Annotated in this window: 9 protein-coding genes; 6 read left to right on the top strand and 3 right to left on the bottom strand. The window is 55.6% G+C overall.

Features of this window, described 5'->3' with window-relative positions; genetic code table 11:
• Positions 1 to 247: 247 nt before the first annotated feature.
• A complete protein-coding gene (locus tag LA756_RS02845) occupies positions 248 to 1,435 on the bottom strand; it encodes a glycine C-acetyltransferase (protein WP_224438375.1) in 1,188 nt (395 codons plus the stop codon).
• A gap of 81 nt (positions 1,436 to 1,516) precedes the next feature.
• Positions 1,517 to 2,548: an L-threonine 3-dehydrogenase gene (gene tdh, locus LA756_RS02850; RefSeq protein ID WP_224438376.1), complete on the bottom strand. Its 1,032-nt coding sequence runs from the start codon at positions 2,546 to 2,548 to the stop codon at positions 1,517 to 1,519.
• Positions 2,549 to 2,857: 309 nt separating this feature from the next.
• Here tdh and LA756_RS02855 point away from each other — a divergent pair, with 309 nt between their 5' ends.
• On the top strand, positions 2,858 to 3,259 hold the full coding sequence (locus tag LA756_RS02855; protein WP_224438377.1) for a VOC family protein: 402 nt from the start codon (positions 2,858 to 2,860) through the stop codon (positions 3,257 to 3,259).
• A 129-nt stretch (positions 3,260 to 3,388) separates the two neighbouring features.
• Here LA756_RS02855 and LA756_RS02860 read toward each other — a convergent pair whose 3' ends face one another.
• The gene (locus LA756_RS02860; RefSeq protein WP_224438378.1) at positions 3,389 to 4,690 is read right to left on the bottom strand and encodes a Gfo/Idh/MocA family protein; all 1,302 of its coding nucleotides are present in this window, start codon (positions 4,688 to 4,690) and stop codon (positions 3,389 to 3,391) included.
• A gap of 398 nt (positions 4,691 to 5,088) precedes the next feature.
• On the opposite strand from LA756_RS02860, the gene rpsD reads away from it, so the two are divergent.
• From rpsD to LA756_RS02885, 5 genes are all read left to right on the top strand, one after another.
• Positions 5,089 to 5,697, top strand: coding sequence for a 30S ribosomal protein S4 (gene rpsD / locus LA756_RS02865; protein WP_224438379.1), 609 nt, complete (start codon positions 5,089 to 5,091; stop codon positions 5,695 to 5,697).
• A 203-nt stretch (positions 5,698 to 5,900) separates the two neighbouring features.
• Positions 5,901 to 7,331, top strand: coding sequence for a dihydrolipoyl dehydrogenase (gene lpdA / locus LA756_RS02870; RefSeq protein WP_224438380.1), 1,431 nt, complete (start codon positions 5,901 to 5,903; stop codon positions 7,329 to 7,331).
• A gap of 270 nt (positions 7,332 to 7,601) precedes the next feature.
• Positions 7,602 to 10,319, top strand: a complete 2,718-nt coding sequence (aceE, locus tag LA756_RS02875) for a pyruvate dehydrogenase (acetyl-transferring), homodimeric type (RefSeq protein WP_369123638.1) — start codon at positions 7,602 to 7,604, stop codon at positions 10,317 to 10,319.
• A gap of 93 nt (positions 10,320 to 10,412) precedes the next feature.
• A complete protein-coding gene (locus tag LA756_RS02880) occupies positions 10,413 to 11,801 on the top strand; it encodes a 2-oxo acid dehydrogenase subunit E2 (RefSeq protein WP_224438381.1) in 1,389 nt (462 codons plus the stop codon).
• Positions 11,802 to 12,013: 212 nt separating this feature from the next.
• Positions 12,014 to 13,999 carry a zinc-ribbon domain-containing protein gene (locus LA756_RS02885; protein ID WP_224438382.1) on the top strand — a complete coding sequence of 662 codons (1,986 nt, stop codon included), beginning with the start codon at positions 12,014 to 12,016 and terminating at the stop codon, positions 13,997 to 13,999.
• The last annotated feature ends 161 nt before the right edge of the window (positions 14,000 to 14,160 follow it).

Genomic DNA, 14,160 nt, shown 5'->3' on the forward strand with positions numbered 1-14,160 from the left:
GTGTAGTCAACTGGGCTAAAGTTGTTGCCCGCCAATAGGTTGGGCTCAGAGTTACGCGATTTTACACAGTTTTAATCGTGCTATTCGACGTGGTTTCCCTGGTTTCCGCGACGGGAAAACCGGAGAGGGCGTTGGGTACTATGCCTTTGGTTTTCCACTCACCCTTGTATGTGCCATCCAGCTCTCTCCAGGGGGCGAGGGGATGAGAGCCGGAAGTGGTGGACTAATCGCCAACAGAACTAGATGCTTACAGCCCCAATTCTTCCTTCACAGCGGCGAACTGTTCGACGGCGAACTTAAGTTCTTCGATCGAGTGACCTGCGGAGACTTGGGTACGGATGCGTGCTTTGCCTTGCGGGACGACAGGGTACGAGAACCCGATGACGTAGATGCCCCTCTTCAGCAGACGCTCCGAGAACTCGGCCGCGACTTTGGCGTCGTAAAACATCACGGGAACGATCGGGTGTTCGCCTGGCAGTACATCGAGACCCAACTTCGCGATTTCTTCGCGGAAGAACTTGGTGTTGGCTTCCAACTTGTCGCGAAGTTCGGTCGAGCCCTGAATCAATTCCAACGCTTTGAGCGACCCCGAAACAATCGGCGGGGCCAATGTGTTGGAGAACAAGTAAGGTCGCGATCGTTGACGAAGCAGGTCGATGATTTCCTTGCGACCGCTCGTGTAACCGCCTGAGGCACCGCCGAGCGCTTTGCCAAGAGTGCCGGTGATGATGTCGATCCGATCGATCACGTCGTGATGCTCGTGGGTTCCCTTGCCGGTCTTTCCCATGAAGCCCACCGCGTGCGAATCGTCGACCATGACCATTGCGCCGTATTTATCTGCCAGATCGCAAAGGTCGGGCAAGTTACAGATGTAACCGTCCATGCTGAAGACGCCATCCGTGGCGATCAATTTGACCCGAGCCTCTTGGGCCTCCTTCAGCTTGGCTTCCAAATCGGCCATGTCGTTGTTTTTGTAGCGAAACCGTTTCGCTTTGCAGAGACGTACGCCGTCGATGATGCTCGCATGGTTTAACTCGTCTGAAAGAATCGCATCTTCCGGACCGAGGATCGTTTCAAACAAACCGCCGTTGGCATCGAAACAAGAAGAGTACAGGATAGTATCTTCCATGCCGAGGAACTTGGAGATTTCATCTTCCAAGTGTTCGTGCGACTGCTGGGTTCCACAGATGAAACGAACCGAGGACAGACCGTATCCCCAGCGCTCGAGTCCCTGCTTGGCGGCAGCAATGATCTCGGGATGATCCGACAATCCGAGGTAATTGTTCGCGCACATGTTGAGGACTTCCTGCTGCTCAGGCAGGTCGATCTTCGACTTTTGCGGCGAAAGAATCGTGCGTTCGCTTTTGTAGAGACCTGCTTCGCGGATTTCGTCCAGGATGCCGGAGTAACGCGATTTAACTTGTTCGTTCCACATGGAGAAAGCTCCCGTTCTGTCTGGTTCGCTCTCGCTCGAAGGGAGAGATCAGTGTGTTGTTTAGCGTTTAAAACGTATGAACTACTTCTCGGTCCAATCGAGAACGACTTTGCCGGATTGACCGGAGAACATGGCCTCGAAGCCTTGCTCGAATTCGGTGTAGTGCAGGCGATGGGTGATCACCGGATCGAGATCCAAACCACCTTGCAGCAGTACGGTCATCTGGTACCAGGTTTCGTACATCTGGCGACCATAAATGCCTTTGATCGTGAGCATGTTGAAGATCACGTCGTTCCAGTCGATCGAGATGTCTTCCGGCGGAATGCCGAGCATCGCGATCTTGCCGCCGTGGCACATGTTTTTGATCATGTCGCGGAACGCGGCATCGTTGCCAGACATTTCCAAGCCGACATCGAATCCCTCGTGCATGCCTAGTTCGTTCTGCACGTCGGTCAGTTTCTCTTTGCGAACATCGACCACGCGCGTCGCACCTAACTGCTTGGCAAGTTCCAGCCGCCAAGGGTTCACGTCGGTTACCACCACGAATCGGGCGCCCGCATGTTTGCAAACAGCCGCGGCCATACAGCCGATCGGACCAGCCCCAGTAATCAGAACGTCTTCGCCCAGCACCGGGAAGGTAAGCGCCGTGTGGACCGCGTTGCCGAATGGATCGAAGATCGACGCGACGTCCAGCGGAATGTCATCGGCATGATGCCAGACGTTGGTCATTGGGATAGAGATGTATTCCGCAAACGCACCGGGCCGGTTGACGCCGATCCCTTCGGTTTCCGAACACAAATGTCGCCGACCGGCCATGCAGTTACGGCACTGACCACAAACGACATGCCCTTCGCCGCTGACGATCTGGCCTGGCTCGAAGATGCCGACATTCGAGCCAACTTCTACGATCTCGCCGACAAACTCGTGCCCGACGACCATCGGGACTGGTACCGTCTTTTGAGCCCACGCGTCCCACTTGTAAATGTGCAAGTCGGTTCCGCAGATGCCGGTCTTCATGACCTTGATCAGGACGTCGTTGATTCCGATGGTTGGTTCCGGGACGTCTTCCAGCCACAACCCTTTTTCCGAATGACGCTTGACGAGCGCTTTCATGAATCTACCTGCAGGAGCTCTGCGCAAAGTTAAACATTGAGTCCCAAGCTTTGATTGTAACGCTCGTTGGCGAGACGCGAATGCCAAACCACCATTCTCGAACAACAAACTTCGCAGGAAATCGCTTACAGATAGACAACCGTTTGGTGACAGTCGGAACTGTACCCATGGTCATGCGTGGTTGTGCTGCAGTATCTTGAAGGCTTGCCGTTTTGAAGTTCATCTATTGGGCGCCAGAGATGCGGGTTACCGCCTCTTCAATTCAGCTCAACGGTGCCTGCACATGACGCACGACGAAGAAAGACCAGCATGCCACGCCCGATCCCAATCACAAGTTTGAATCACTTGGCTTTGGCCGTTCGCAATAGTGACGTTGCGCGAGACTTCTATCGCGATGTCTTAGGCTTTCGCGAAGTCGAACGACCTCCGTTCAACTTTCCCGGAGCCTGGCTGACCGGGTATGGCATTCAGATTCATATCCTCGAAACAGAACATGCCGTCGAGTTTGGTGTCGACCCTAATTCCCGTGCCGATCACTATGCGTTCGCGGTGGAAGATGCCAGCGATCTAGTGGACATTCTCAACGAGCATGGCATTCCGTTCGTTCAGCGGGTGAATGCCGGAAACATCCACCAGACTTTCTTCCAAGATCCCGATGGTCACACGATTGAAGTGGCCGTTTATCCGCAAGACCCGCCGTATATCGACTAGACGGCATTTCGCTAGGCACAAAAAAATGGGTGCCGTGCGGTCGGCCCCGTAGACATGCTTGAAATCGCCAAGACATGCTTACGAAGACGAGAGCATGGCACCCGTCTCAGTTTCGTTCTTTTGCGAACTCTAGATTCGCCACCCTTCGCGGTACTTACGTTCGATGTACTGATTGGCCGAATCGTTATTGGTGACCTTCAAGTTTTCAGCATCCCACTCGATCGGTCCACCGCTACGATAGGCGACGTTCCCTAGCAGGACCGTTTCGGTCAGTGGACCGCTGTAATCGAAGCTGCACGTCGTTGGTGTGCCTTCTTTACAGGCCTTGATCCATTCTTCGTAGTGGCCGATCGAATTCGGGATTGTCTGCTCAGGAGCTTCCCAGTTCTTGAAGTCATCTTCCGGCAGCAGTTGGAAACCGCCATAGGTAGCCAACATCATTCCCTTATCGCCGTGGAACATCACGCCAGAGCCAGGAACTTTGTGCCCGTTGATTTCTTTCGGGCAGTGGTTTCCGTCCCGCCACTTCATGGTCACTGCCGGAGCGACGTCGGTCTTGGGGTATTCATAGTTGACCGTCAGACCCATCGGCGCGGTGTGCGGATCCGCTTCTGGACCTTCGGCGGCAACTTTGGTTGGGTACTTCAGCTTCAACGCCCAGAACACCAAATCGATGTAATGGCAACCCATGTCGCCGAGCGTACCGCCACCGAAGTCCCACCAGCGTCGCCATTGAGCTGGCATGTAAACCGGCGAATAAGAACGTTCGGCTGCTGGGCCGAGCCACAAGTCCCAGTGAATGTTTTTCGGAACCGGAGGCGTATCGGTCGGCACGGTACCACCGCCCCAGCCTTTGCCAACCCAAACGTCAACATGCTTAATGTTGCCGATAGCGCCCGATTGAATCGCTTCGACAACACGGCGATAGTTGTCGCCGGCATGGATTTGCGTGCCCATCTGCGTCGCCAGCTTGTTCTTGACGGCGTAGTTGGTCATTTCGCGGGCTTCGTGCACGGTGTGCGTCAGCGGCTTTTCACAGTAGACATGTTTGCCCAACTGCATGGCCCACATCGAAGCCGGAGCGTGCGTATGGTCTGGGGTACTGACGACAACGGCGTCGATTCCCTTTTCCTTGTCCAGCAGCACGCGGAAGTCGTTGTACTTTTTCGATTTGTGCTGGCCGTAAGCGCTCAACGCCTGGCCGAGATACTTGTCGTCGATATCGCACATGGCGACAAGATTTTGTCCACTGACACCACTGACATTGGCCGAGGCGCGGTTGGCAACACCAATGCACGCGATATCGAGCAGCTCGTTGGGCGACTTTGATTCGGCGGCAGAAGCTAGTTGATGAAAACCGGTTCCTGCCAGCAACGCCGCGGCGGACGAGGTTTGAAGAAAGGAACGACGGTTCAAAATTGGTTTAGACATACGGCAGGCATCCTTCATGCAAAACGAACGGTAGGTGGGTGGGGCAGAGTGAAGGGGTGATAAGACGTGTGGATTATCGTCTAGTTTGAAACGTGCCGCAAAGTAGATTCGCGCGAAAAAGTATGCAGAAATCGAGTTTGTTGTCTATTTTCTACTTGCCGGCCAGTGGCGGCATAAAAAACATTCCCCTCATTGTTGGGGCGATTTTAAGCTCGTTTTTCAAATGACCGTGGCGGCGAAGCCCCTTGCCAAAGGTGGTGGGGTGCGGCACAATGTGTGGTTTCCACCCGGTCAAAAGTTTTGGCTAGGGAACAATCGTGGATGTAGGAATCACGTTTTCGCTGCGTTATCGCGGTATGGTGATATCCTGGAAAGTAAATTTTAGGAGTTAATCGTACATGGGCCATTACACAGGTCCGAAGGCCAAAATCAATCGTCGTCTCGGTGCGGTCATTTACGAAAGCCGCGGTGCCATGCGTGCATCCGACCGACGGCCTTCCCCCCCAGGCATGCACACTCGCCCAAAGCGTCCGTCGGTGTACGGTGCCGCTTTGATGGAAAAGCAGAAGATCAAGCACTATTACGGTGTCGGTGAAAAGCAGCTTCGTCGCTACTTCTCGCATGCCAAGCACAGCAAGGGCAACACGGGTGAAAACCTTCTGTCGCTGTGCGAACGCCGCTTGGACAACGTGGTTCGTCGTGCCGGTTTGGCACTGACTCGCTGCCAGGCTCGCCAAGGTATCGTGCACGGTCACTTCATGGTCAACGGCCACAAAGTGGACAAGCCATCTTACCAGATGCGTCCCGGCGACGTGGTTAGCGTTCGCAACCGCGAAAAGCTGCAGATCCTGTATCGCAGCATTCATGCCGATGCTTCGGGTGAACCGGCTGCGTTCCTGTCGCCAGATCCAGAGACCCTTTCGGCGACTTTCGATGCCGTTCCAGGTCCCGAAGACATCAGTCTGCCAGTGGACGTGAACATGGTGGTCGAATTCATGTCGCGTTAATTTCCGAAAAGCGATTTTCGGCAATTCGCAGCAATTCGTAAATTTCAAAGGGATTCCGGCACGACAGCCCGTCGCGGAGTCCCTTTTTTTTTGGTTCAATGTGCCCTTGTAGCACGTCGATCTTGAGACGCATCTCCCCACTACCGCATCTCAAGTGAAGTAACTCACCTTTTGCCTTAGAAATAATTAGCTAGAGAGACATCATGGCTCATACCCAGTTGGTGGTCATCGGAGGTGGTCCCGGGGGCTACGCGGCAGCATTTTTGGCAGCCGACGAAGGAATGGAAGTCACCGTCATCGAAAAGGAACCGCGGCTCGGGGGAACATGTTTGCTGCGCGGCTGTATCCCTTCGAAGGCTTTGCTGCACGTTGCCAAGGTGATCGACGAAGTCGACGAAATGAACAAAGACTGGGGCGTCACATTTGGCGAACCTCAGATCGACTTGGACAAGCTTCGCTCCCGCAAAGAAAACGTCATCAAGTCGCTTACCACCGGCTTGGGACAGCTTGCCAAGAAGCGTAACGTCACCGTCATCAAAGCCACGGCCAGCTTCATCGATTCTGATACCATTCAGCTCGACGGCGACGATCCTTCGATCCCTGAAGATGGCAAGCTGACGTTCGATCACGCGATTGTCGCGACCGGATCAATTCCAGCGATGCCACCAGCGTTCCAAATCGACTCGCCACGCGTGATGGACTCGACAGGTGCCCTGGATCTCGAAGACATTCCAGAAACCATGTTGGTCATCGGTGGTGGCTACATCGGGCTGGAACTGGGCACCGTTTACGCTCACCTGGGCACGAAAGTCAGCGTCGTTGAACTGACCGACGGACTTCTCCCCGGGGCCGACCGCAACCTGGTCAAGCCACTCGCGAAGAAGCTGGATGGCTTGTTTGAGGGGCGTATCTTCACGAACACCAAAGTTGGTTCGCTCGGCGATCGCGATGGCAAAGTGGAAGTTGCCTTCGAAGGTCCCGCGAAGTTCGGTACTTTCAAGTACGACCGCGTCCTGGTGTCGATCGGTCGTTGGCCGAACACCAAGGGAATCGGCCTGGAAAACACGAAGATTGTCGTCGACAAGCGTGGCTTCATCGAAGTCGACAAGCAGCTTCGCACCGCCGAACCTAAGATTTCGGCGATCGGCGACGTGACCGGCAATCCAATGCTGGCCCACAAAGCGACCCACGAAGGTCGTGCCGCCGTCGAAGCGATCCTGGGCCACCCAGTTTCCTTCGAGCCTGCCGCGATTCCAGCGGTGATCTTCACCGATCCCGAAATCGCTTGGGCCGGTTTGATGGAAGAAGAAGCCAAAGCCATGGGCAAAAAGGTCGACGTGGCCCTGTATCCATGGGCTGCTAGCGGTCGTGCTCAAGCCCTCGGACGCACCGACGGGATGACCAAGTGGATCATCGATCCCGAAACCCAGCGCGTATTGGGCTGTGGAATTGTCGGTCCAGGGGCTGGCGAAATGATTTCTGAAGCCGTTTTGGCGTTGGAAATGCGTGCCGAAGTGTTCGATTTGACGTCGACAATTCACCCGCATCCGACTCTAAGTGAGACGGTTATGAACGCCGGCGAGGTATTTTTCGGAACCGCGACCGAAATTTACAAGCCGAAGAAGAAGTCGTAAGGTCTTCTCAATACACAACTTATGGTTTTGTTAAGGCTTCTGCCGATTCTGCCGACTGCAGAAGACGGGGAGGGTTCGCCTTCCTCTCGCTGACAAATTCGGACAGCGCGGTAGAATTCAGACTCGAAGCCTGCCTCGGGCCTAAGCCGAGATTGATCTTTGAGATAAGTTAATCGAGGGTTGCTTCGCCAGTTGAAGTCGCACAATGAAGTCGCGGCCGAAGAGTTTTTTTCCTGGCGCAAAGCAACGGACTGAAAAAAGGGAAGTTGCATGGCGAACGCCAAAATGATGCCTGCCGAAGAGAACTTGATGCGGAACAACCCGTCGACCTTCGCTGCAGACGTGGACCCGGCTGAAACGCAAGAGTGGCTCGACTCACTCGATTACGTGTTGGAAGGAAAAGGCGAGGACCGGGTCCGCTTTCTTCTTTCCGCCTTGGAAAACCAGGCACACGCACGCGGCGTCGATATTCCATTCGCCGCGAATACGCCGTATATCAATACGATCCACTCGTCGGAACAACCGGCTTATCCCGGCAACCGCGAGTTTGAACGCCGTATCAAGAGCATCATCCGCTGGAATGCGATGGCGATGGTGACTCGGGCCAATAAGAACTTTGAAGGGCTCGGCGGCCATATCAGCACGTTCGCTTCGAGTGCTACGCTCGTCGAAGTGGCTTTCAATCACTTCCTGCGTGGTCGTGGCAGCGGTTACGAAGGAGATCAGGTCTACTTCCAGGGACACGCTTCGCCGGGGATTTACTCGCGAGCATTCGTCGAAGGGCGTTTGACCGAAAAGAACCTCGAAAACTTCCGCCGCGAATTGCAGCCGGAAATGGGCCTGTCGTCCTATCCGCACCCTTGGCTGATGGAAGACTTCTGGGAATTCCCAACGGTCTCGATGGGCTTGGGACCAATCTGCTCGATCTATCAGGCTCGCTTCAACCGCTATATGCACGATCGCGGTTTGAAGGACACCAGCAAGACCCGCGTCTGGGCGTTCCTGGGCGACGGCGAATGTGACGAACCAGAAACCTTGGGTGCAATCAGCCTCGCTTCCCGCGAACAGCTGGACAACCTGACGTGGGTGATCAACTGTAACCTGCAGCGTCTCGATGGTCCCGTTCGTGGTAACGGCAAGATCATTCAAGAGCTGGAAGCGGTCTTCCGCGGTGCCGGTTGGAACGTCATCAAAGTGGTTTGGGGAAGCGACTGGGATCCGCTGTTGAAAGCGGACAAAACCGGCCTGCTCGTCAAACGGATGGAAGAAGTCGTCGACGGTCAGTACCAGAAGTATGTCGTCGAATCAGGCGAATACATCCGTAAGCACTTCTTCGGCAAGTATCCAGAACTGCTGGAACTGGTGAAGAACTACTCGGACGAAAAGCTACAGAAGCTGACCCGTGGTGGTCACGACCCCGAGAAGGTTTACGCCGCCTACAAAGCCGCCACCGAATGCAAAGGCAAGCCGACTGTCGTCATCGCCAAGACGATCAAAGGATATGGCCTCGGCGAAGCGGGTGAAGGGCGAAACGTTACCCACAACCAGAAGAAGCTCAACGAAGAAGAGCTGCGAGAGTTCCGAACCCGCTTCAGCATTCCGATTTCGGACGAAGAAGTGGCAAAGGCTCCGTTCTACCGTCCGCCCGAAGATAGCGCCGAAATGCGTTACCTGAAAAAGCGACGTGAAGAATTGGGCGGTCCGGTTCCTTCGCGACCGACGAATCATCCTGTCTCGACTGTCCCTTCGATGGAAGAGTACAAGGAATTCCTCGGCGGCAGCAAGGGGAAGGAAATGTCGACGACGATGGGTTTCGTCCGACTTCTTTCCAAGCTGTGCAAAGACAAAAACATTGGCGAGAACATCGTGCCGATCGTCCCAGACGAATCGCGTACCTTCGGTATGGAAGGCATGTTCCGCCAAGTCGGTATCTACGCCCACAGTGGCCAGTTGTACGAGCCGGTCGACTCCGATCAGCTGATGTACTACAAGGAAGCCAAAGACGGTCAGATCCTGGAAGAAGGGATCACCGAAGCGGGCTCGATGTCGTCGTTTATTGCCGCGGGTAATGCCTATTCGCAGCACGGCATCAACATGATTCCGTTCTTCATTTACTACAGCATGTTCGGCTTCCAACGCATCGGCGACTTGGTCTGGTGTGCTGCCGATACGCGTGCCAAGGGTTTCCTGATCGGCGGTACCGCTGGTCGCACGACCCTCAACGGCGAAGGGCTTCAGCACCAGGACGGCCACAGCCACCTGAATGCGATCGCCTTCCCGACGGTTCGTTCGTACGACGTTTGCTACGCCTACGAAACGGCGGTCATCACGCTGGACGGCATGAAGAAGCTGTACGAAGAAGGCGAAACGGCCATCTACTACATCACCGTCGGCAACGAAAACTACGCGATGCCGGAAATGCCCGCAGGTGCCGAAGAAGGCATCATCCGCGGCATGTACAAGCTGAATGCGGAAGCGGCTGAAAAGCCACGTGCGACCGTTCAGCTGATGGGTAGCGGTACGATCACTCGCTGCGTGCTCGACGCTGCGAAGATTCTCGCCGAGAAATACAACATTGCCAGCGATGTCTGGGCAGTGACCAGCTACACCGAGCTTCGCCGAGATGCTCAGTCGTGTGAACGCTGGAACATGTTCCATCCAACCGAAGATCCGAAGCAGTCTTACCTTGAAAAGATTATGGACGGCGTCGAAGGCCCGTTCATCTCGGCTTCGGACAACGTTCGTGCTTGGGCCGAACAGATTCGACCTTACCTGCCTGGCAACATGGTTGCTTTGGGAACCGACGGCATGGGCCGCAGCGAAACTCGCGAAGCCCTGCGTCGTCACTTCGAGGTGGACGCCGAATCGGTGGTCATTGCTACGCTTTATGAACTGGCTCGTACCGGGGTCATCGAGCGTCAGGAAGTGGCCCAGGCCATCCAGGATTTGAACTTCGACGCGGAAAAGCCAAATCCGTACTTCGCCTAAGGCGAGCGGTACCGTCGCAGGTCGGAACCAATGGCCGGCCTGCCTCGCTTTTCCCTGCGACTGAAATAAGCATTCCAAGCAAGGTTAATCACCATGGCGATAGACGTACAACTGCCTGATCTGGGCGATGGAATTGAATCGGGTGACGTGCTGACCGTTCACGTTTCGGTTGGCGATACCGTCGAGAAGGGGCAAACCCTGATCGAAATCGAAACGGACAAAGCCACCGTCGACGTGCCGAGCACCGAAGGGGGCAAGATTGCCAAAGTTCACGTGAAAGCGGGCGACACGGTTGCCGTGCACGCTCCGATCGTGACTCTTGACGGCGCGGCTTCCGGCGGTTCCTCCGCACCTGCGGAAGAGCCCCCCAAGGAAGAAAAAGCTCCGGAACCAGAACCACCTGCCGCAGAAGAAAAGGCTCCCGAGCCAGCCCCTGCCAAGGAAGCTCCGAAGCCAGCACCTCCTAAACCGGCGCCTGCTCCGGCCACGCCACCTCGAATGACAACGCCACCGCCGGCGCCTGTGGCCAACACGCCAAGCGTGGACGAAAGCGTTCCTGCAGGTCCGGCCGTGCGTCGATTCGCTCGCGAAGTGGGTGTCGATCTGCGGAACGTCCAAGGTTCCGGCCCCAACGGCCGAATCGAACGTGACGACGTCCTGCGTACCGTTCGCGATCTTAACCAAGGCGGCGGAGCAGCCACGAGCGCCGGAACTGCTTCGGCTCCGGCTCCTTCCGGTTCGCTTCCTTCGCTGACCGGAGAATCGACCGAAGACAAATACGGACCTATTCGCATCGAAAAGATGAAGAAGATCCGTAAAGTCACCGCTGCTCAGATGTCCAAGAGCTGGACCACCGCTCCGCGTGTGACCAACTTCGACGACGCCGACATCACGGCCCTCGAAGAACTGCGTCAGCAAAGCAAAGACGACTACGCGGAAGCGGGCGTCAAGCTGACCACCATGCCGTTCCTGATCAAAGCGGTCGCCGTAGCTCTGCGAGAGCACCCGGAACTGAACGCCACGATCGACATGGAACAGGAACAAGTCATTTACAAGGACTACGTGAACGTCGGCATCGCTGTCGACTCGGACCGTGGTCTGCTCGTTCCGAACATGAAGAACACCGACCGCATGGCCATTCCTGACATCGCTCGTAATCTTCAGCAGACGGCTGCCGACATCCGCGGCAACTCGTTTGAAATGTCGACCCTGCAAGGCGGTACGTTCACCATCAGCAACCTCGGCGCCATCGGCGGTACCTACAGCACCCCGATCATCAACGTGCCGGAAGTCGCTATTCTGTTGGTCGGTCGCTCCCGCAAGATGCCGGTCGTCGTTAAAGACCAGATCGTCGCTCGCTTGATGATGCCAATGAGCCTCTCGTACGACCACCGCCTGGTCGACGGTGCTACGGCTCAGCGATTCCTGAACGACGTCAAGTCGCTCTTGGAAAACCCAAGCAAGTTGCTGATGGCCCCGTAATAACGGTTCCGTCGCATCGAATACCAAAGCCCTTCGCATGACATCGTGCGAAGGGCTTTTTTTGTGCTTGTCATGTTCGTCGGTCAGTGGTTATTCCAGGGGGAGCGGTTCGTCCTTGCTCCGGCGTCGCTCACTTGGTTGTTATGGAATGGGCCAACCAGGGTGGCTATAATCCGATCCAAGTTCACTTGTGCCTTCCGGATTGCCCGCCCATGTCGAAGCTCTTCATCGTCTGTCCCAGCTGCCAAACCAAGTATCCCGTTGCCGACCAAAAGCTTGCCGGCAAGAAGGTGACTTGCAAGAAATGCTCGGAAAAGTTCGTCGCGAAAATCATGGCGGCCACGCCGAAAAAAGCTGCTAAGCCTGCTACGTCTCCAGCTCCGGCGCCTGCCGACGATCCATTCAACGATCCGCTTGGCGACGACTTATTCGCCGACATGCAGGCCTCCTCGTCCGAAGGCCCTGCGCTCAGTTCGCTGCCGCCGAAGAAGCGAACCAAGTCTTCCGGTTCCTTTCCGATCGTGCCGGTCGTCCTGGGGGGCGTTGGGTTATTGGTCGTCGGAATTCTCGTGATTACCGTCGTGTCGCTCGCGTCCAACGGGCTCGGCGACCTCGGCGGATCCGGGGGCGGATTCGCTTCCAACTCGGTCGATGAAAGCGCGGTCCAGCAGCATCGCGATATCGCCATGAAGCAGCACAACAGTACCATCAAGTTTATCGAGGCGATTGAAGCGATTCAGGGCGACGGCGATCTGCCTGGCTTCAAACAAAAAATCGAAGGCCTCACCCGGGAAATGGAATCGCTCGCCGAAAGTGTCAAAACGGTTCCCGCGATTCCCGAGGAACGTGTCCAAGAGATCAACAAAGAGAACAAGCAGCGGCTCCTCAAACTCGAAGGAAGGATGCGAGCAGCCGGCGAGAAGCTACGGCAATTTAACAAGCCCGATGTCATGTCTACGGTCGTCAAATATCAAGGCTCGCTCGGTAAAGTCATCGCGGCTTTAAACTCCGTGCATGTCAACGCTCAAAAGGAAAACGAACTGCTGCAGAACGTCAGCTACGAAACGAAGAACAAGCCGGGCGATTCGCCCGAGATGCTCTTCAAGTATGTGTTGGACGATTACGAGATCATCAATTTGCTACTCTCCAAGTTGTCCGATCGTAGCAAGCAGGAGAGTCGGTTGCGACAGATTCAAAGTCTGCAAGCGAATATCAAAGCGTGCGCCGAGCAGCTGCGTGATACCTCGGTTTTCCTTTCCGAGGACCTCGCTCCGGCGATTTCCGAGTATGGTTCGAAGACGCAACAAGCCGATAACCAAACGCGATCCACGTTAAACCGAGTGGCCAACGAAGGTTTGTCCGGTACATCCGCTCAGCTGGCCAAGTCTGCCCAGCAGCAGGCGAATGAAATCAATAGTCTGTGGAAAGTGATCAACGGGCCGCGGCCGGTTCGAGTCGATGGCGACTTGATCGGCCCGTCGGCGTTCTGTTTTTCAGCCCAGGAATCCGAAACATTTCTGAAACGCTTTGAGCAGTTCAAACAAAGCACCAACGACGATCGTCCCGTCGTTCTATTCGTCGATCGCCGCATGGAGAAGCAGATCGAAGAGTGGAAGTCGTCCCGACGCGAAACAAATTACGAAACGTTCGACACGCAATTGATGATCATCCTCTTCAAGCACTTTGATCGGGGCGATCGTTGGTTCGGCCCCGGCGTCGAATTCAAAGAGGTTGCGGATGTCAACGTGGTCATCATTCCGTACGATCCCAACGCCGGCAGTACGTCTCCTGCCGAGTCAACTCCCAGTCGTCCAAGTGGTCCTCCGATACCACGTCCAGGGATGACCGGACCTCCAGGATTTCCGCCCGGCGGTCCTGGCCGAGGTATGCCTCAGCGGCCTCGGTTTGATGAGATGCCTGCCAAAATGATCGCGGAGTTCGGCGCCGAGAATGTCGTTCGGATCGAGACGCCCAGAATTTCCCCGGAAGAAAGCAAGAAGTATCGCGAGGTCATCACTCCCTGGATGACGAAGAACACGCACGTGTCCTGGTACAATTCCAGCGTCGGCGTTCAGGTCATGCAGTTTCCCTACGACGGCGACGTCTTGGAGCTTTCCGAAAAGATCACCTTCGGTGAAGTCGAAGAAGTACTCGTCGACGAGCGTCTGATCCGATTGAAATCGATATCCTTTCCGTAGTCTCATCCGCTGCTTCGCCGCGAGCATTGTTAGGTAAGACGCCGCGGAAGTCCTTGCCCATCAGTGCCATCAATCATCGAGCCCAGGCAACATTCAATGCGAATGGCCTGGGCTCTTTTGCCGCGCGGTCGAACGAAACCTGGATAGCGAATTTGGGTCGA

It is taken from the genome of Bremerella sp. TYQ1, from assembly GCF_020150455.1.
Classification (GTDB): Bacteria; Planctomycetota; Planctomycetia; order Pirellulales; family Pirellulaceae; genus Bremerella; species Bremerella volcania_A.